17 protein-coding genes and 1 pseudogene are annotated in these 19,583 nt (G+C 63.5%); 7 read left to right on the forward strand and 11 right to left on the reverse strand.

Annotated features, from left to right (window positions below; genetic code table 11):
• Window positions 1-21 precede the first annotated feature (21 nt).
• The 4 genes and pseudogenes from EYQ35_08785 to EYQ35_08800 all read right to left on the reverse strand — a co-directional run bounded on the left by EYQ35_08785 (window position 22) and on the right by EYQ35_08800 (window position 5,445).
• Window positions 22-864: a ChbG/HpnK family deacetylase gene (locus EYQ35_08785; GenBank protein ID HIF64232.1), complete on the reverse strand. Its 843-nt coding sequence runs from the start codon at window positions 862-864 to the stop codon at window positions 22-24.
• A gap of 31 nt (window positions 865-895) precedes the next feature.
• Window positions 896-2,734, reverse strand: a complete 1,839-nt coding sequence (locus EYQ35_08790; protein HIF64233.1) for a chloride channel protein — start codon at window positions 2,732-2,734, stop codon at window positions 896-898.
• A 67-nt stretch (window positions 2,735-2,801) separates the two neighbouring features.
• Entirely contained in the window at window positions 2,802-4,637 is a 1,836-nt protein-coding gene (locus EYQ35_08795) for a hypothetical protein (protein HIF64234.1), read from the reverse strand.
• 514 nt (window positions 4,638-5,151) lie between these two features.
• Window positions 5,152-5,445, reverse strand: a pseudogene (locus tag EYQ35_08800) (4Fe-4S dicluster domain-containing protein).
• A gap of 124 nt (window positions 5,446-5,569) precedes the next feature.
• Here EYQ35_08800 and EYQ35_08805 point away from each other — a divergent pair.
• The 5 genes from EYQ35_08805 to EYQ35_08825 are packed head-to-tail and all read left to right on the forward strand — an operon-like array spanning window position 5,570 to window position 10,469.
• A complete protein-coding gene (locus EYQ35_08805; GenBank protein ID HIF64235.1) occupies window positions 5,570-6,676 on the forward strand; it encodes a VWA domain-containing protein in 1,107 nt (368 codons plus the stop codon).
• Between the two features lie 29 nt (window positions 6,677-6,705).
• On the forward strand, window positions 6,706-7,488 hold the full coding sequence (locus tag EYQ35_08810; GenBank protein ID HIF64236.1) for a MotA/TolQ/ExbB proton channel family protein: 783 nt from the start codon (window positions 6,706-6,708) through the stop codon (window positions 7,486-7,488).
• A gap of 50 nt (window positions 7,489-7,538) precedes the next feature.
• Window positions 7,539-7,925, forward strand: a complete 387-nt coding sequence (locus EYQ35_08815; GenBank protein ID HIF64237.1) for a biopolymer transporter ExbD — start codon at window positions 7,539-7,541, stop codon at window positions 7,923-7,925.
• A gap of 4 nt (window positions 7,926-7,929) precedes the next feature.
• A complete protein-coding gene (locus tag EYQ35_08820) occupies window positions 7,930-8,391 on the forward strand; it encodes a biopolymer transporter ExbD (GenBank protein ID HIF64238.1) in 462 nt (153 codons plus the stop codon).
• Between the two features lie 26 nt (window positions 8,392-8,417).
• A complete protein-coding gene (locus tag EYQ35_08825; GenBank protein HIF64239.1) occupies window positions 8,418-10,469 on the forward strand; it encodes a tetratricopeptide repeat protein in 2,052 nt (683 codons plus the stop codon).
• 28 nt (window positions 10,470-10,497) lie between these two features.
• Here EYQ35_08825 and EYQ35_08830 read toward each other — a convergent pair whose 3' ends face one another.
• From EYQ35_08830 to EYQ35_08845, 4 genes are read right to left on the reverse strand one after another with little or no spacing between them, the layout of a single operon-like run.
• Window positions 10,498-11,427, reverse strand: coding sequence for a hypothetical protein (locus EYQ35_08830; GenBank protein ID HIF64240.1), 930 nt, complete (start codon window positions 11,425-11,427; stop codon window positions 10,498-10,500).
• A complete protein-coding gene (locus EYQ35_08835; protein ID HIF64241.1) occupies window positions 11,424-12,041 on the reverse strand; it encodes a CDP-alcohol phosphatidyltransferase family protein in 618 nt (205 codons plus the stop codon). The genes EYQ35_08830 and EYQ35_08835 overlap by 4 nt, the downstream gene beginning before the upstream one ends.
• Window positions 12,014-13,288, reverse strand: coding sequence for a hypothetical protein (locus EYQ35_08840; GenBank protein ID HIF64242.1), 1,275 nt, complete (start codon window positions 13,286-13,288; stop codon window positions 12,014-12,016). The genes EYQ35_08835 and EYQ35_08840 overlap by 28 nt, the downstream gene beginning before the upstream one ends.
• 54 nt (window positions 13,289-13,342) lie before the next feature.
• Window positions 13,343-14,044 carry a hypothetical protein gene (locus tag EYQ35_08845; GenBank protein HIF64243.1) on the reverse strand — a complete coding sequence of 234 codons (702 nt, stop codon included), beginning with the start codon at window positions 14,042-14,044 and terminating at the stop codon, window positions 13,343-13,345.
• Between the two features lie 138 nt (window positions 14,045-14,182).
• Here EYQ35_08845 and EYQ35_08850 point away from each other — a divergent pair, with 138 nt between their 5' ends.
• Entirely contained in the window at window positions 14,183-15,133 is a 951-nt protein-coding gene (locus EYQ35_08850) for a TIGR03560 family F420-dependent LLM class oxidoreductase (GenBank protein HIF64244.1), read from the forward strand.
• 24 nt (window positions 15,134-15,157) lie between these two features.
• Here the strand turns inward: EYQ35_08850 and EYQ35_08855 are convergent, their stop codons facing one another.
• Window positions 15,158-16,054: a LysR family transcriptional regulator gene (locus EYQ35_08855; protein HIF64245.1), complete on the reverse strand. Its 897-nt coding sequence runs from the start codon at window positions 16,052-16,054 to the stop codon at window positions 15,158-15,160.
• 205 nt (window positions 16,055-16,259) lie between these two features.
• Between EYQ35_08855 and EYQ35_08860 the strand changes: the two genes are divergently transcribed.
• Window positions 16,260-17,363, forward strand: a complete 1,104-nt coding sequence (locus EYQ35_08860) for a D-alanine--D-alanine ligase (protein HIF64246.1) — start codon at window positions 16,260-16,262, stop codon at window positions 17,361-17,363.
• On the opposite strand, the gene EYQ35_08865 is transcribed toward EYQ35_08860, so the two are convergent.
• Window positions 17,341-18,960: a fatty-acid--CoA ligase gene (locus EYQ35_08865; GenBank protein HIF64247.1), complete on the reverse strand. Its 1,620-nt coding sequence runs from the start codon at window positions 18,958-18,960 to the stop codon at window positions 17,341-17,343. The two genes, EYQ35_08860 and EYQ35_08865, sit on opposite strands and share 23 nt — an antisense overlap.
• The gene (locus EYQ35_08870; GenBank protein ID HIF64248.1) at window positions 18,924-19,529 is read right to left on the reverse strand and encodes a dephospho-CoA kinase; all 606 of its coding nucleotides are present in this window, start codon (window positions 19,527-19,529) and stop codon (window positions 18,924-18,926) included. The genes EYQ35_08865 and EYQ35_08870 overlap by 37 nt, the downstream gene beginning before the upstream one ends.
• Window positions 19,530-19,583: the final 54 nt, after the last annotated feature.

The raw sequence follows: 19,583 nt of genomic DNA on the forward strand, positions 1-19,583 counted from the left end.
TCGGGAATATCGCCGCCCGGCTCAGGCTTCTTCCGAAATATCCCGGTACGAAACCAGGTCGATGTCTTCCCGCGCCGCGAGTTCCTTGCGAACCATCGGGCTGGTGAGCGCGGCGGCCTCGCCCACGCCGTCGTAACGCGGCAGCAACGATCCAGGGTGGCACACCAACTCGGTGACGCCACTCTTGAGAGAAGCGAGCAACTCGACCATGCCTCCCTCAGTCACCGGACGATGACGGCCCAGGATCTCTACCCGGTCGGGTCCGCGGAACCTGCCCGAGCGCAGCCGCCCCCAGGCAAGGGCGGGGCGCATGGCAGCGTTTTCGGCGCGTCGCTCCCAGTCACCCACCACGAACTCCCTGCTGTATTTCCAGGTCGGGCCACAGGGTTTGCGCATGGCCCAGATAGGGTACTCCAGCGAGAGCTCCCTGAGGATGGACAGCACCGAGGGCAGAAGGTGCAGGCCGTAGCTGCTCGAAACGTAGCTCAGTACGAGACCGCCGGACAGGAACTTCTCGACCTGGGCGCGAATTTCGGCACGCAGCTCCTTCTTCAGTCCACCGCCCCTGCGATACAGCCACATGGCCTCGAGGGGACGGTCCACGAAGCGGCCGCCCGCGTCGACCAGGTTGGGTATGTGGCGCCGCGGAAGCGTAGACGTGCCCTCGCACAACACCAGGTGCAACCCGGTACCGAGGCCAGAGCGCATGGAGGCCGAGACCATGGCCGACCGCGAAGCCGGACCGTTAACGCGCAGCCCCGTACTCGAGATTATACCCGAATCGTAACCGTCCATGACGGCGTCGTTCACCTCGGGGTACATGCCGAGGTCGTCCGCCGTTATTATTATTCCCTTGTCTGCCATCGCTGTTGAAACCCTGCCCCCCGGGCGGATATCAGCCGTGGAGCTCCCTGGCAAGCAAGCGCTTCTGGTAAAAGTTCTGCAGGTCGGCTCTCTTGAGCATACCTACGACCCGCTTGGGGTTGGATTCATCAACCACCGGCACCTGCTCCAGGCCGCGCGCGGTTATTAACTGCATGGTATCGTAAAGGTTGTCCGAGCCCGAAACGGTCAGAACCTCCGTCTCGGCCAGCTCGCCTACAACCAGGAACGGCCAGGCATCACGGTGCAACAGCACGGTCTTGAGGTCCTGCATGCTGATTATTCCGGTCAACTCGTTGTCCCGGTTCACTACCGGAAAGTACACGTGATGGCTGTTGGTAACGTAGCGTACAAAATCGGTAACGGCCATCGACTCGGGAATCTGCTGGAAGTCCCTGCTCACCAGGCCCCGGACGTAAAGCCCCCTGAGCAGGTTGGCCTCGGCGCCGGCGTGTATGTCAAGTCCGCGACGACTGAGATCGAAGCTGTCTATGCTGTCGGTCATCAGGCGCCGGGCCACGAGGGTGGCCGTTATGGCGGTGATCATGATAGGCAGCACCACGTTGTAGTCCCTGGTCATTTCCCACAACAGGAATATCGCGGTCATCGGCGCGTGCGTCGAGGCTGCCAGGAAAGCGCCCATGCCGATCAGCCCGAAACTGCCACTCGCGCCCAGCGCCCCGGGTATGAGCATGTTCACCAGCGATGCAAAGCCACCCCCGAACACGGCCCCTATGAACATGGCCGGGGCAAACACCCCGCCCGATCCTCCGCAACCCAGCGTCACGCCGGTCATCGCGATCTTGACCAGTACCAGCGACAGCAGCAGGCCCACGCTGAGGCCACCGGAGAACACCTCGTTCATGGTGGCGTAGCCGCTGGAGCTGACCTGCGGAAAAAATATTAACGACACGCCCACTATGAGCCCGCCGAGCATGGGGGTGACGCTGCGCGACAGCCGCGAACGCTGGAACCAGTCCCTTATCCCGTAGAAAGACTTGATGTAGAAAACCGCGAGCAGGCCGCACATAAGGCCAAGCAAGACGTAGAAGAGCAGCTCGTGGTTTATCGGGTAGTCGAAGCTTGGCGCGTGCAGAACCTGGTGATCGGCGCGCATGTACTGCGACACCACAGTAGACGCGCCCGACGCCAGCACTATGAGCGCGAAGGCCTGGGACTGGAACTCGCCGAGCAGGACGATCTCCTGGGCGAAAAAGACCCCGGCGATCGGGCTGGAAAAAGTCGCTGCGATCGCTGCCGCCGAACCGCAGGCTATGAGCACCCGCAGACGCTCGGCCGACGGACGTATGGCCCTTGAAACCGTCGAGCCAATCGAGCCGCCTATCTGCGCGATCGGCCCCTCGATACCCGCGCTCATGCCCGACCCCAGCGTGATGGCGCTCGACAGGGTCTTGAGCGTTATCCAGCGGCGACGGATGTAGCCGCCCTTGATGTTTACCTTCTCAAGGAAGTTGGGCAGGCCGTAGCCTTGGACCTCACCAGGAAACCAGCGGTCGAGTATGACCAGCAGGAACATGCCGGCCATGGGGACGATGGGGACCAGCCACCACCTTTGGGGCAGCGAACCCAGTCCGTCCAGTACGCTGTCGCCAACATCGCGGCCACCAATTCCGAGGCCACTGCCGAGCTGGTTCCAGAAAAGATCGTGGGCGCCGTCCATGGCCCAGTGAAAGGCCACGTTGGCCAACGCGGTTATCGCGCCGATCAGTATCGCGGCACCGAACAGCCACGCATTGTTTTCCGAGACCAGGCGCCACCAAAGGGCGCTCGCCCGGCCTTCCTGGCCGACCGCCAACTCAGAGTCGCTGCTTACATTGTCCGCGGGGGTCACCGAAGAATCCTCTCTTCAGGATAGCTGTCGCGATGATGGTAAGGGAAGGCTCAATCGCCGATACACGTCAGTCGGCCAATTCGGCCCGGATCTGCCCACAAGCGTCAGCCATCGTCCCGGGGTCGCTTAAGTCCAGCCTGAGCATGCTTTCCCCGTCCCGGTTGCCGTCCCGGCCCCCATGCTTTACGGCCCAGTCGGCCAGTATGCTCGTGGCCACAGCCACCTTGCCCATCATACGCCCATCCGGGGGTTCGCTGCCCAGAGCCTCGAACCACTCCTCCAGTTTTTCAACGTCGCTGGCAGCTCGAAGGGTAAACGTCGCCGCGAGCCGTCCCCAGGCAACCGCGTACACCATCCTGCCGCCGTCGAGAGCGGGCAGCACCGCGAGAAAATGCTGGCCGTACCACTGCAGGGGCTGCTTGCGGTGAACGCGCGCTATGCGCGAAGCCGAACTCCTGCGCGAGCGGCGTCTCGAAGATCCGCCGAGCACTTCCTCCACGTCGAAAGCGTCATCGTCGAGGGCCGCCCTGAACTCCTGCACCTGCTGCGCGTAAGACTGGGAATCAACGGTTTCGTCGCAGGGGCTCGAGCAGCGCCCCTTTTCTTTCAACTCGCAGGCCTTGAACTCCGTCGACACGTCGAGCTCGCCGGCGCAGGTGCGAAGACCAAACCGCGCCGCAAACAAGCGCGCCGCCTCTTCGGCCAGCCCGGGTGTCCCGAACGGCCCGAGGTAAAGGGACCGGTCTGCCCGCAGCCTCGGAGCTACGTAGACGGCCGGAAACTCGTCTTCAAGCGTGACCCGCAGGAAGTGTGGTCGCGGAAGATGCTTACTGCCACGGTTGTAGGTCGGTTCGTAACGACGCACGTGCTCGGCCTCTATCATGGCCGCTTCGGTCTCGGAGCCCGCCGCCTTGACCAACACATCGCAGGTGCTTGCTGCCATGCCCATCTGCCGGTCGCTGAGATGCGGCGCGCCCACGAACCACGGCAGCACGGCCTCGGCCACGTTGTCCGACCGGCTCACGTACAGCGCATCGCCACCCGCGTCGATCATCCTGAAACAGCCCGGCCCGCGCGGCAGCGCCTCGAGACACTGCTGGCTGATGTTTATCTCGTGACGAGGCCGCGGCTCTTCTTCGTCGAGCAGGCCCAGCGCCCCTTCGATGGTCGACACGCCCCGCCCCCTCATGTCTTCAATTAACTTGCCGAGCACACCGGCGGTGACCTCGGCATCGGCCAGCGCGCGGTGCCTGTTGTCGGCCTTGAGTTCAAAGTGCTCGGTCAGGTAGTCAAGCGCCACGCGTCGCAGCTCGGGCCAGGTACGCCTGGCCAGCTCCACCGTGCACAGGTAGGGCAAGTCCAACGAACGTCCGAGTAGCTGGCGGCAGCCGGTATCGAGTACGGTCACGTCGAAGGCCGCGTTGTGCGCCACCAGCACCGCGTCGCCGGCAAACTCGACGAAGTCGGCCAGTACCTCCGCAAAGGGAGGCTTGTCGGCGACCATTTCGTCGGTGATGCCGGTGATACGCGAAACGTAGGGGGGAATAGGCGAGCCCGGGTTCACCAGCTGTTCAAACCTGCCGGTGATCTCGCCGCCCACGTAGCTCACCGCGCCCACCTCGGTGACGCCCCCGCGGCCCGGGCTGTTGCCCGTACCCTCGAGGTCGACCACGACAAAGGGCACACGCGAAAAATCCCTGCTGAAGTGGTTGTCGGTGTCCGCCTTCCAGTTGCCGCTGTCGCGGTCCTTGCTGAAACGCGCGTCGTCGCTCAGCAGGCGGTGAATAAAGTTGCGGCCAAACTCGGTGTCCTCACCGCTGCCGGGGAATACATGTCGCAGCAGGCGAGCGGGGGTGCCCTCATCGGGACTGTCGAGAAGCAACTTGTATATATCGGTGTGCAAAACAGTGTTCCGGTAGAGTTCAGCCGAACATGGAACGCCGCGGGCGCTCCAGCAGCGACTCGACTATGCGCCGCAGTTCGTCAGCAGAGGCTTTCTTTATGTCAGTCATGTTGGCCTCGTGGCTCTCGACCTCGCCCTTGACCGCCGACTCGTGGCGGTCAACCTCCGCGTTCATCAAGTCAACGTAGCGATCGAGTCTACGCGAGATTTTGAGAAACACCCGTTGGCCCGGACTGAACGAAGCCTGGCATAGCGGGCAACGCAGCACGGTACCGGGCGAAAGGAACCTGAAGTCTACTTCGTACTCACCCTGGCAGCTCCGGCACAGCACGGGCACCGGGAAATCGAGCACTGAATTGGCCTCCACCACGGGGGCCGTGGCTACAGCAGCGGGAGCCGGGGGCGCAGCCGCCGCGCCTTCAGTCGCAGTGGACCCAGCCTCAGCCGCAGGCTCGCCCGCGTCGGCCCCACCGGCGTCATCCGAAAAGCGCGACGGGAAGCTGTCGCCGAAGTTCTCGTCGGGGTGCAGGACCCGCGCTCTTTCTATCAGTTGCACTTCGGTCTCCGGGCGATCGGGATCCGGAATGCAACAGTCAACGGGACAGACCACCGCGCAGGCTTCTTCGTCAAAAAAACCAACACACTCACTGCACCTGTCAGGAATTATGTAGAAAAAATCGTCGGACAACGCCTGGTGGGCCGAGCCCTCGTGCTGATACTCTACTCCACCCTCGTAGATCGCCGTGTTGGGACACTCCGGCTCGCAGGCGGCGCAGTTTATACAATCGTCGGTTATTACCGTAGCCATATCTCCTCATTCTGACTACACCGACGGAGAAAGACAAAAATCGTCCATCGCAGCAACCCCCCTTAAGGGGGTGACCAAAATATCGTCTTGTCAGCCTTCCGCGCGACGGCTACTCTGCAAGACCTTGTTCATTAAGCGCTTTCTTCTGACCCTGAGGCAGAGCACCGGGCTTCGCCGCCGCCTCGAGGGCTACACGGTATCGGCCCTGTTCCACCTACTGCTGGTGTTATTGCTGGCCACGATCACCATATCGGCTGGCGGAGAAGGCTTCGGCCTGGGCCTGAGATCAGATAAAACGCGGGTGCATCTTTCGCTCAAGGAAGAAAGCGTCGATGAAGCCGACCTCGAAAACCTCATTGAGACGGTCGAGATAAAGCCGATAGAGGTGCAAAGGGTGCGGCCCCAGGACGTGCGCCTGCCCGAGCTGGCCAGCTTTGCCGCTCCCATGCCCAGCGCCGATCGGCTGCGCGACCTGTCGTCTCGCCACAACCCCACCGCGAGCACCGGCAGCCGCTCGGCCCGTTTTGGTAGCTTTCTGGGCAGCCTGCGCAAGTCGGGACTGGACGTCGCGCTGGTGGTCGATTCGACCGCGAGCATGCAGGATGTCATTGACGATATAAAGGACAACAGCCTCCAGCTGGTCGGCCGCATACAGGAGCTGGTGCCGATAGCGAGAATTGGAGTGGTCGCCTTTCGCGACCGAGGTGAGCGCTTCGTAGTTCGTTGGTCCGATCTCAGTTTTCACGGTAGCAAGATCCGCGACTTTATCGGCGACATCGAAGCTGGCGGTGGTGGTGACTGGGAAGAGGGTGTACGCCAAGGCGTCGAAGCCGCCATGGACGAGCTGTCGTGGCGACGCAGGTCTAAGAAAGTAATCATAGTGATAGGCAGCTCACCGCCGCACGCCTCCGATCTCGACGCCATCGACGCGCTGGCCAGGGAATTCAACGGTACCGGCGGGGTGCTCAGCACCATCGACCTGACCCGCCGCATGCACGAACGCTACGAGATCCGACTCCACACCTGGCTTTACGGCGAGCCCCCGGACAAAATCTCTCCCCTGCCCGAGTTCTACCAGGAAGTCCGACGCAGCTACCGGGCGATGGCCAACGCGGGCGGAGGCGAAATGGCCGCCCTCGGCAGCGACGAAGAACTGGCCGAGCAGGTCCTCTACTTTGCCTTCGGCTCGCAGTGGCAGAAAGAAGTAGACCGTTTCAAGGCCGTGTACTGAAAACTAAGAAAACAGAGGAGCCCCTTTTCATGAACAAGCGCAAAAACTCCACCACACCCGGGTCGGCGAGCAAGGCTGCCGTCTTCAATGCCACTGCCTTGCTGCTGTCGGCCGTGTTCCTGCTGTCGGCGACGCCGGCGGCGGCCCAGGAGGGCGCTGCGAAGGCGGCCAACGGTGCCCTCAACTACAGCCTCATGGACCTCGTGCAATTCGGCGGCATCGTGGGCTACGTCATCCTGCTGTTGTCGGTGGTAGCCGTCGCCCTGATCGTGGAATACACGCTGTCAATCAGGCGTAAGACCCTCATGCCTGAAGAAGAACGCGTGGACCTGCGCAAGATGCTCGACGAAGGACGCTTTGACGAGCTGCGGACAAAAACCGCCTCGGGTGAGAGCTCGTTCTTCGGGCGCGTAGTTTCGGCAGGGGTAAAGGAACACGACCGCGGCTACGAAGCTGTCGTCAAGGCGATGGAAGATAGCGCCGACGAAAACGCCGGCCGGCTGCTGCGAAAAATCGAACACCTCAACATGATCGCCAACATCGCACCCATGCTCGGCCTGCTGGGTACCGTGATGGGCATGGTCAATTCGTTCAACCAGATATCGGTCGCCGTCGGTGGCGTTGATCCGCGCAGGCTCGCGGGCGGTATATTTGAAGCCTTGATGACCACCGTCATGGGCCTGATCGTGGCCATCCCCTCCTTGTATGCCTTCGGCATGTTCCGCAACCGGGTCGACGCGCTGTCGGCCGAGGTAGTGGCCGAGGCCGAGGACGCAGTGTCGCCGCTGAGGAACGGAATCTCCGGCAAGTGAAAGGAGCTCACTCACACCGGCCGAGGGCGATCTCATTTCGGGCGACCGCGATGATAGACATGGCATTTCTGCTCATAACCTTCTTCATCATGTCGATCCGTTTCGGCCAGGCGGGAGAAGAAACCATAGAGCTGCCCAACGCCGACCAGGCCCGCGAGGTAACCGACGAGCGCGTTGAGCTCGTGACCGTCAACGTGTCGGGCGAAGGCGTGTACCTGGTGTCGGGCGTACAACGGTCAAGGGCTGAACTGTACCGCTACATCGAGGCGCGCAAGGCAGAGGCCAGCGAACACCGCAAACTCGAAATCGTGGTGCGCGGCGACCGCTCGAGTCGTTTTGAGAACGTACAGGCGGTGATGCGGATGGCTGCCGACGCCGGGGTCACCGACGTGAGCCTCGCGGCCTTACAGGCCACCGACGACGTGGAGCAGAGGTAGGGCCTTGCGTCGACCGAGAACATCGAACTCCGATCGCGGATCGGGCGAGCTGCACATGGCGCCGCTGATCGACTGCGTGTTCCTGCTGCTCACCTATTTTCTGTTCACCATTTCGTTGGCGACCGTCGAGGGCCTACTGACTTCAAAGCTCGCCATGGGCGGCGAAATGGAAGAGAAGCGCTTCGACCTCAAGCTGCAGGAGAAAGAAACCATCGTACGCCTGGTCCACGCCGGCGAGAGCGTGCAGTACTTCATCGACGACTGGCCCGCAGCTGACTTCGCCGCCGTGGCCGAGCACCTGAAAGGCATCCCCGAGCAATCGCTGGTGGTCATCGATGCGTCTGCCTCTATTCCCTACGAACACGTCATCCGCCTCTACAACCAGTGCCTGCGCCTATCGCTGGCCAACGTGGTCTTTCCTCTTTCTTCGCGCAGCGGGACCATGGGGACAGCCCCGCGCCTGTGAAAGTAGCGCCTCTAACTGGAGCCGCGGTGCCTGCCGTGATCCTGGCTACCGTATTGACGGCGCTGTCGCTGCTGCCCGGGATCGCGGCGGCCGATGACCTGGAGGAGCTGCGCGGCCTGCTGCGCGAGGTCACAGCCCGGGCCGAGTCGCTCGACCGCCGCGCCTGGAATCGCGATGCGGAGAAATCGCTTACCGAGAAAGCTGAGAATGCCGTGGACCTGTTCCACCGCCTGGCCGGCAGCGGAAAGATGGACAGCCCCACTGCGCAGTTGACCCTGTCAACCGTCGAGCGAACCCGCGAGCGGTACACCACCGAGATCCGGCGTATGCAGGACGACGTCATAGAGGTGGACGGCGACCTCGAGGCCGCCCAAGACAGCGCCGCCTGGAAGCAGCGCGAGGTGTTGGCGCAAAGACTCCTCTACCGACTCAACTGGATTCGCTATGAGCTTGCGATGCGCTACGAAAGTCGCGGGCAGCAACGCACGCGGCTACTGCAACGCGCCGAACGGGGTTTCGCGGACTTCCTTGGCGCGAGCGATCGTGCAGTGGCCCTGGAGTGTCTCTACGGACACGGCCTGACTCTGAAGGCGATGAAGCGATACGACGAGGCTCTCGACGACCTCCATGCCGCACTCGACATGAGCCCGGCCGCCGCGCGAGCCACCGACATACGAGCAGCGGTGGCTGGCATCGCCTTGGCCACCGGTCGAATCGAAACCGCCTTGCGACAGACCGCAAGCCTGCTGGCCGGCGCCGGCAAAGAAGAGGACCGGTTGCGCGCCACGTTTCTGCGGGCCAAAGCCCTGCTGCTGGCCCTCGGAAAATACCGCGACCGCTACGACGACCGCAGCAGGGGTTCCATGCGCCTGGAGGCGGCGCGCATGCTCGAGAGATTGCACGCCAGCCCCGGCTACTGGCGCTCCAAGGCCAGCCAGTTGGTAGACGCCGGGGTAGAGGACCCCCTGGAATGGACAGCGGCCGGCACCGGTGGATTCGTAACGTTGCTCATCGCCGACTCGCTGAGAAGGCGTGGTGACTGCCCGCGGGCGCAGCCGCTGTACGATGCTCTCTTTGAACGCAATGAATACCTGTCCGAGGCCAGGCTTGGACGCGGCTTCTGCTTCTTCCATTCGGGCAAGTGGGAAGACAGCATCACCGAGCTCGGGCAGGCCCTTGAAGAAGCCGGCCCGGTGGCTCGGGAACAGGCCGCCTGGTTCATGTTCAAGGCCGCCGAGTCTCTGTACCTCTCGGCCGACGATCAGGCACGCGACGCAGCCGCCTTGCGCTACTCTAAACTCGCCCGTGCATTCGTCGACGCCGCGCCCCGCCACGAGAACGCCTGGGAAGCGTGGTTCCGCCTCGGTGAGTGGCACCGCGACCATCGCCAGTACCTCGACTGTGCCGACGCTTTCGCGCGTGTACGCGGCGACGCCGCTTTCATGCTCAAGTCGAGATTCCAATCGGCGCAGTGCGCGTTCCAGTCGATCACCGACCGCGACCCGGGCGATGACCCCGATATCGACGAGCTGGCAAACGCGCTCGCGTCACTGGACGGTTTCCTCTCGCACTCCGCCGACTTCCGTAAGCGGACATCGGCTGGCCGAGGTACCGCCGGTTTGCTGGATCCGCTCGAGGCAAGGGCAACGGTGATGGCCGCCGCGCTGGCGGGCCGACTCGAAGCTGCAAGCGAATCGCTGAAGCCATCGGCAGTGGACAGGCTTGCCGGCTTCGAGCTGCAGTTTCCCGAGCAGGCCGACCTGCTGCCAGAGGTGCTCGTGCTGCGGGCCTACTCTTTCCGTCGCCTGCAGGACCCGGTCCGGGCCGCCCGGGCGGTAGACCAACTGGCCGGACTCGACGGCAACGAGGGTAATGAGCAGCTGCGCAAACTTGGAGTGCTGTTTCTCAAGGACGCGGCCAGCATCGCCCAGGACGGCGACGAGGCCCTGGCCCGGAGCTACAGGAAGATCGCGCTCAGTGCCTGGGAAGGACTGCTCGCGCACACTGACGCAGGGGACCCGCGCGCCGCCGACATCCGCCGCCTGGTCGTCGACCTACGAAGCCAGACCAGCTCCTGAGCGCCGCTGGCAAAAGCTGCCGTTCAGTTCAGCCGCCGTCTTCGAGCTCGACCAGGAAGCCCTCGGTCTCGCCCGTTGCACGATCTGCCATGATGACCCGGGCGCGATCGTAATCACCCTCGCTGTAGTAGACAAAACCTTCGATGACCTGTCCCGGCTCCAGCTGGGCCGAGTGCAGCAAGCGGCGCTCCATGATAGCCGCCGCGCGTTTCACGTCACCCAGTGACTCGCCGGCCTGCTCGGCGCGACGGCCCGCCTTGCGCAAACTCGACAAGGCGACGTCCATTTCAAGCGGGTAAGCACGCAGCCTTTTGCCCGTGCGCCTGAGAACAACGTCGGCCGGGTGAAAGCGGTAGTGCCGCGAGCTGCCGTTTTCTATTCTCACTTTGACGGGTAGCAGATCGGCGGCCGACAGGTTTGCCTCGAAGTCGAGCACGGTAGAAAAACCGCGGATCGGTTCCAGCGTCACGATTACTCCCACGGCTTCCTTCTTTCGCTCTACGTGTTTGCGTGGCGGTGGCCGCGTGGTCACCACGCCGGCATCGGCTGGGGCTGATGATTTCTTCTTCAGGTCGGCCGCCCTGACGTCTTCTGCGCTGAGATCGGCGCGGCCGGTTATCGACAGGAACACAACCCTCTCAAAGTACTGCTCTCCGGCGATTCCATTCTCCGAAGGGACAATGTGAACACCGTTGGCGTCGCAATGTATTCTGACAGTGCCTGAAATGGTCTCCTCTTTGTCGTGGCGCTCGGCACTGATGAAACCCGGGCTACCGGGCGACGCCAGTCGAAAAGCCGTCACCGTCATTCTCGCCTGTCGCAGCGAGTCGTGGACGTAGCGGTTGGCCTGGTCGCAGGTCAGCCGGTCGGTGTGGATCTCGTAGAAGCGCGTAATGGGCGTGCAAGCGAACAGTACCCCGGCCGCAAGCACGACGACCGCCCTGCTGATGGCCTTCATTTTTGAGACACCCGCGTGCGGAATACCAGGCCGACGTTGTCGACTGCCGCGGTGGCGTTCATGAGCACAACCGTAACGAAGGCGGGCTCAAGCAGCCAGCGGGTTACAAACACTCCGGGAAAAACCGCCAGGCCGCCCAGCAGTGCCAGCACGTAATTAGCTACGCCCGCGGCGTGTCCCCGCTCTGAGCTCAACATGCCCTGGCCACGCCGGGAGGTGATCAACCACCTCCCCGAGTAACTGCCAAAGGACAGGACCAGGGCCGCGACCGGAAGCCAGTTGGCATGCTCGGTGTAACGCACGGCCGAACCGGTAAGGGGGTGACTCCAGGTGGTCGCGAGCGCGAAGCCGGTGAAAGCCAGGGCGAGGAAGGCAGCGTCCGACAGGTTATCGACCAGGCGACCGGTGTTGCTCTCCTCGTGTCGGGTCCTTGCCACCCTGCCGTCGTACCAGTCGCTGAGGCAGGCCAGCACGACAGCCGGTAACACCAACGCAGACGTCGGGGTGCGGGCCAGCTCAAGCAGTACCAGGACGCCCAGCAACACCCTGCTCAGGCTGAGCAGGTGCTGGGGCCCAAACACCGGCTTCACCCTCCGCTCCAGCAGGCGAAGCAGCCCTGGGCCAACTCGGTGATCAAGGAACCGTCGTCGAGGTCGACCAGGTAAACCGAGTTAGCGCGATTGTCGTCGGGGTTTCCACCGGCGGCGGTCAACCGCCCGGACAACAGCATCGACCGTCCATCGGCAGAAACCAGGGGATGAGAAACCGCGAACTGGTCAAAAAACTGGAGGAAATAGGTCATCTCGGGGCTGGGTATGAGCAGTGGGCCCGGCCCGTTGGTGTCTCCCTTATCATCGAAAACCGATATCCTCACGCCCTGGCCTTCGTCAACGCCCACAGACACCAGCCTGTTGCCCTTGCCGGCCCAGAAAAAACTCACCACGTCGCTGTCGTGAACTACCCTGGTGTTTCCACTGCGCACGTCGACCAGGGTGACGCCGGTAAACACGTGGGGGCTCTCGCCGAGGGCCTGCGAAATCGCCAGCGTGCGGCCGTCCCGTGACCAGTCCATGACCACGTGACCCTCCACCGGGCACACGATCTCGCTTACGCCATCCTCAACCCGATACACGGCGAGAAACTCCTGCTCGCCGGCACTCGCGTCCACGTACGCCAACCTGTCACCCGCGGGCGACCACACCGGCACGCGGAATTCGCCGGGCTCGAGGCTCGCGACCTCGACCGCACACTCGCCAACGTCCAGCAACAACAAGCGCGCGTCCTCGGATAAACTCGCGCTGCCACCAACGTGCACCGCCAGCATGCCGACCCCCGGGTCGGGAGACCAGGACCAGAACAACGGCGAGCCGTGCTCCACGGCCTCGAGCACGGTGGGACCATCCAGTCCTACGGTGCCGCCACGCGATACAAGATCGAGGTGGAGGCCATCGCTTGCTTCGTAGAGTATCGCAATGTGCTGGCCGTCGGCAGACCAGTTGTGGCACACCGGGGTCACCTGGGTGCTGCGCCACAGCTCCCGCATGCTCACACCGTCGCGCTCTACGAGATACAGGGCCGAGTCGGTTTCGGTTTCCTGGCCGGCGCACACGCCGAGGCAGGCAAGCCTGTCGCCGGCAGGCGAGAACACAGGCCAGGCGTAGTAACGCCGGTCGGCCTGTTCGACCCAGCCCCAGGTCAGCCGATGTGGTTCGCCGCCGCGTACTGATTCGTAAACGTCGCCGTCGTTGCCCACGAGGACAAAGTTGCCGTGCTGCCCCGTCCCCGGCCCGAGGTCCGCCTGCTCAAGCGCGGGCGCTTTATTTCCTACCGCTATACCAACCGCCACTCTTCCAACCGCCACTACTCCGCCACCACTCTTCGAGTCGCAACCCTTCCACCGCTGCACGTCCGCCCATCAGCGGGTGCGCAACAGCAGGTACAACGCTCCGTCTCCACCGTCACGACGAAGCGCGCTGCTGTACGCGTCCACGCCCAGGTCGGCTCCTACCGCTGACAACCAACGCGGTATTTCTTCACAAAGCACACCGCGACCACCGTTCGAGCCCCTGCCCTTGCCGGTTACCACCAGTGCGCAACGCTCCCGTGCCGCCCTGCAGCGCGCAATAAAAACACGCACCGCCCCGATGGCATCTTCCAATACCATGCCATGGAGGTCAAGATTGGATTGCACAGGGAACTCTCCTCGCTCCAGTCTCGAGACCAGGTCGCGACCCAGACCCTGCCTGGCCGCCTGCGCGGGACCCAGGTCGACCATGGAGTGGGCCACCTGCTCCAATCGGTGATTCTTGAGCCCTCGGCCGCCAACGGGGGGACTGTTGGAGCTCAAACGAGCAGCACCACCGCCACCGCTGAGCGGATTCACCCCCGCCACCGCTTCCCTGAATAGTGCGATTTCGTCAACAGGCGAAGACTGGAAATGCCCCCCGTCGACCTTGGTGTCCTCGCCTGCAGACGCTGCCGGCCCGGCCGGTGAAGCCACGCGGCCATCGCGCTCCTCGGGGCTCTGCTCGCGGCCCTTTACCCGTTCAAGCGCGTCTTGAAAGGGATTGTGGGACAAACCCTTGGCCGCGTCCTTCTCGCTGTCGCGTCTCGCCACTACCCCCTGATCATACTCCTGTGAGCGGCCTTCGCCCAAGCCCGCGACAAAAGAAGGGCACCCGGCATCCGGCCAGGGAGGTGGCTGGCCATGACCGGGCTGCGGGGATAGCTTCCGGCTTTTGCCCCGGAGGTAACCATGAAGCGCGAGCTGACGTTTTCCCTGTTCTTACCGCAAGCAGCCACCGACTGGCCGGCCCTTCGAGCCAAGGCCCTGCTCATCGAACAACAGGGCTGGGACGGCCTCTGGCTGGTCGATCACTTCTTCGCAGGCGGATCCCGGGGCCTGGATTTTTTTGAGGGCTGGACCGCCCTGTCCGCCCTGGCAGAGGCCACCGACCGGCTTCGGCTTGGCCTGCTCGTGAGCTGCAACTCCTACCGCAACCCGGCATTGGTGGCGAAAATGGCCTGCACGCTCGACCGCATCAGCGACGGCCGTCTCGAGCTGGGCATGGGCAGCGGTTGGATGGAAGAAGAATACCTGGCCTACGGCTTCGAATTTGCCGGCGTACGCGAACGCCTCGATCGACTGGACGAGGGTCTCGAAATAATACGCGGCATGTTAAGCGGGGGGAGCACAACTTTCGAAGGCCGCTACTACAAGGTACTCGACGCGCCCTGCGAGCCCCGGCCCGTGCAGGAGCCCTTGCCCATAACCGTGGGCGGCGCGGGCGAAAAGGTGTTGCTGCGCATCGTCGCGCGCCACGCAACGCGCTGGAACTGCCCCATGCCCGAAGCGCCCGAGATTCCCAGGCTGCGAAAGGTGCTCGAGGCTCACTGCAGGGAAGTCGGACGTGACCCCGACGAGATAACCATAAGTGAGCAGACCGCGGTGATCATCGGGCGCGACGAAAAACAGGTGGCCGAAAAACTCGAACTGGCAAAACTCATGATTGGTGGCTTCGTGGACATCGAAACCATGACAGTGGTGGGCACACCCGACCAGGTTACCGAGAGCCTGCTGGCTAAGACCAGGGGCGGGGTGACAGACTTCACCGTTCTTTTTGGCGATTTCGGCGAGCCCGATTCACTCGAGCTTTTCAGCGAACAGGTCGTGCCCGCCCTGCGCGAGGGCTTCGCCTCGAGCTGATCGGACCGCCGGACTCCGCCCGCGTCAGCCGATGTCGGACTTGGGCGCGGACTGCATGTACTCGATGAACTTCTCGGCCGCCGGGCTGAAGTGCTTGCCCGTGCGGTGGATTATGCCGATCGGCCGCGTCATGCCCGGGTCGGTCAACTCGAGTTTAACCAGGCTGCCGTTGTTGACCTCGTTGATGCAGGCCTTCTCGGGAATAATCGCAATGCCCGCGCCTACCTCGACCAGCCGCTTGACCATTTCGATGTTGTCCAGTTCGGCGACGTACTGGACCTCAACGTTACGCTCCGCAAAACGTCGATCGAGAGCCAGGCGGGTGGGGATGCCCTTTTCGAAGCCAACGAACTTCTCTCCCTCGAGATCGGCCAGCGCGATCTTGCCGCGCTCGGCCAGCGGGTGTTCGGGAATACAGACGACCACCAGTTGGTCGGTTCTGAAATCGAGGACGGTGATCTGGGCGCGGGCCGTGGGGTAAGCTACGATGCCCAGGTCGACGTTGGCCCGTAGCACCTGCTCGTAAACGTGGCTCGAACGATCGTACTCGAGGTAAACGTTGACCATGGGAAAATCAGCGAAGTAGGCCTTCAGCGGTTCCGAAAGTTCGTACAGGCCAACGCTGTGAACGGTGCCCACGCGGATGCTGCCCGTCACCACGTTGCTCAGCCCCTGCAGCTGGGCCTCCATTTCGTTGAAGGTGTGCAGCAGCTCGCGCGCGCCACGATGAAGAATGTCGCCGGCGGCCGTGGGCCTCACGCTCCCACGCTTCCTGTCGAGCAAGCGCTTACCGTAGCGCTCCTCGAGACCCCGGACCTGCTGGCTTACGGCCGACTGGGTTATGTAGTTCTGCGTGGCAGCCAGCGAGAAGCTCTGGTTCTCCACCACGTCACAGAAAATCTTCAGTGTCTCTATATGCATGACTGCCTCGCCCTGGTTATTACTATTCGTTATCAACAGCGCAGCGAACTGTTGGATTACTTATGCATACGTCCAGCGGCGGCTCAAACCCACGCTTCAGCTTATACTGGTAGATGATTTGGTGTGAGTAACTTACAGTTGGCTCAAGCCGCTCTTTGACGGGTGACTTTTGCCTGCCCGCTTCCCGGTGCTAAAGCGTCTATCCATGGCTGGCAACTCGCTTAACGTACTTCTCCTTGCCGGGGGACCGTCGGGCGAACACCCCGTGTCGCTGAGGTCGGCCCGCGCGGTGCGCGAATCCCTGCTGGCCGCCGGCCACGCGGTAACAGTGCTGGGAGTGACCGGCTCGGGGGCCTGGAAGGCAGGCGATTTTGACGACTTGCTCGAAAGAGCAGCCACCGAGCTGGTAAACGTGGACGAGCAGGCCGGGCGAGCGGTCAGCCTGGCCTGGGACGGCACGCACAGCAGGCTGCTCTATCTCGACGACGGCTCAAGCGTAGACGTAGCCAGGCCCGACCTGGTGTTTCCGGTCCTGCATGGGCCCGGTGGTGAAGACGGCAGCCTGCAGGGCTTGCTCGACTGCAACCACCTGCCCTACGTGGGCTCCGGCTGTGCGGCCTCGGCCCTGTGCATGGACAAACTGCTGTCCAAGCAGCTGGCCGCCGCCGCCGGGATAGCGCAGGTTCAGTTCTTCGACGCCTCGGGCCTCGACGCCGGCGAGACAGCAGCGCGGCTGGACCAGGCCTTCGGCTACCCCTGCTTCGTTAAGCCGGCCAACCTGGGCTCCTCGGTAGGTATCAGCAGGGTTGCCTCGGCCGGGGACCTGCAGGCGGCGCTGGCCGAAGCCCGGCGCTGGGACCAGCGGGTCATCGTTGAACAGGGCACGGATGCCAGGGAGATAGAGCTGGCGATGCTCGGCGACTGGTCCCAGGTGGCTATATCGCCGCCCGGAGAGATCGTTTCGCCCGGCGGCTTCTACGACTTCGAGCAGAAGTATAGCGGCAACAGCGAAACCACCTTGCTGGTCCCCGCCGATCTCGAAGATGCCACCCTCGCCGAGATGGAAGACTTCGCGCGCCGTTTCTGGCGTGTCGCGGGTTGCCACGGCCTGTGCCGCGCCGATTTCTTTGTTGAGAAATCCACGCAGCGGGTTCTCTTCAACGAGGTCAACACCATGCCCGGCTTCACGCCGATAAGCATGTACCCGCGCCTGTGGGCCGAGGCCGGAATACAATCGGCCGAGCTGGTGGACAGCTTGCTGAGAATCGCCCTTGAGCGCGCCGAGCTCAGCTCCGCAACACGCGCCTGAGCGTTTTCCCCGACGGGTTGCGGGGCAGGGAGTCGGCAAACTCCACCGTGCGCGGCTTCTTGTAAGCTGACAACAGCGCCGCGCAGTGCTGCTTGAGTTCCTGCTCGTCCACTTGCGCACCGGGCCTGCACACGACCACTGCGTGCACCGATCGGCCCCACTCGGGGTCATCACGGCCGACCACGGCTGATTCCAGTACCGCGGGATGGCTGGACAAGGCGTCCTCCACCTCGCGCGGGTGGACGTTGAAGCCGCCGGTGATGATGGTGTCATCGAGACGGTCGAGCACTGTAAGAAAACCTTCGTCGTCAAAAAACCCGAGGTCGCCGGTGTGCACCCAGCCCTGCTCGTCGAGCCCGCGGGGGTCGCGCTCGTCAGCCGAAGCCTGGCCCGGCGATTTTTTTCCGGCCCGCCAGTAGCCACTCATGGTGTTGGGGCCGCGAAGCAGCACTTCCCCCGGCAACGCGCCAACGACATCCCGCCCCGCCTCGTCGACTACCCGCACTTCGACCCGTCGCGCCGGCCGGCCGCAGGATCTCAACCTGCTGCTGCGTTCGTCGAGGCTTCCCGACAAGGGGTGCTCGGACTGGAGCAACGTTGTTGCCGGCCACGTGCACTCGGTGAGACCGTAGATCTGTATGAACACCTGGCCAAGCAACTCGAGTCCCTGCAGCAGCCGATCCACGGGCATGGGCGCGCCGCCATAGATGACCCTGCGCAGCGAAGAGAGGTCGGCGGCAACAGAGTCGCGGTCGAGAACCCGCGCGAGCATGGTAGGCACAAGAAAAACCGAGGTCACCGCGTGCGCGCGCACCAGGGGCCCGAAGCAACGGGCGTCAAAACGATCGAGTAACACCGCCCGGCCACCGCCGAGCAAACAGGGCAGCAGCATCGCACCAGCAGCGTGGGTCATCGGCGCCACCTGCAACAACACCTCGTCACGGCCGGGGTCGCCCAACACCTCGGTCACCGCCTCAATCGACCCGTCGTAACAACGCAGCGGCTGTACGACCCCGCGCTGTTTGCCCGAGGTCCCCGAGGTGTAGCGTATCCTTACAGCATCGTCTTCAGCGGGCGCGGCCCAGCCCTCCTGCGCCCATCCCTTTCCGCCAATGGGAGCAGCAAGCAGTTGCGACCAGTCCTCGCTGCCTACGAATACCAACCGGCAGCTCTCGGGAATCTGTACCGACCCCACCAGCCCCGCGCACTCGTTGGACACCAGCAGCACGCCGGGACTGCAATCAGCCAACAGCCCGGTAAGCTCGGCCGCCGAGCTGCGCGTGTTGAAGCTCACCCAGACGAAGCCGGCCACGAGGCAGGCCCACTCGCTGGCCACCATCTCGCAACTGTTGTGCATGAGGACCGCGAGCCGGTCGCCGCGGCGCAAGCCCCCATCGGCGAGCCCCGAACACAACCCCATTACCATGGAGTAGAGTTCTTCCCAGGTGGTCCGCCCCGTTACCGGACCGCCGCCGGGGTCATCAGGATCCGAGCTGACAGTGAGCAGTGCGATATCGCCGGCCCAGCGCCGGGCCGCCTGCTCGATACGATCGGCCAGGTTCAAGCAGCCGGCCCCTCGCCGGTGAACTCCAACCACGCGACCTCAACGGCGCGTTCCAGCTCGTCCACGGTGCCGTTGTTCTCGATCACCCGGTCGGCCACCGCGCGGCGCGCATCGTTGTCGGTCTGCGCGGCCACCCGCAGGCTCACTTCGTTTACGGTCATGCCCCGCCCCGACACCAACCTGCCCACCACCAGTTCGGGGTCGGTGAGCACGGCCCACAGTTCGCCCTCACCGCCGGTCCAGCCGGTCTCGGTCATCAACGCGGCCTCAACCACGACCACGCTTTGCGGGTGGTCGCGGTGGGCATCGGCCATGCGCCCCGCAACCTCGCTTCGCACCAGCGGATGAATGAGCCCGTTGAGCTGCGCGAGCTTGCTGCGATCGTTGAAGACCACTTGCCCGAGCAACTGCCGGTCGATGCTTCCGTCAGGAGCCAACACACCATCGCCGAACAGTCCGAGCACCGCCGCGTGCCCGTCGGTGCCGGGGAAATAAATCTCGTGGGCAATACGGTCGGCGTCGATAACCACTCCGCCGAGCGACGCCATTATGGCGGCGGCCGTGGATTTTCCGGAGCCGATGCCCCCCGTGAGACCTATCATTCTACTCATGGCTTTATTCTAAGGCTGCGCAGGATAAACAGAAGAGCGGTGCTG

The sequence above is a fragment of the Candidatus Binatota bacterium genome (assembly GCA_012960245.1).
In the GTDB taxonomy this organism is placed as follows: domain Bacteria; phylum Desulfobacterota; class Binatia; order UBA1149; family UBA1149; genus UBA1149.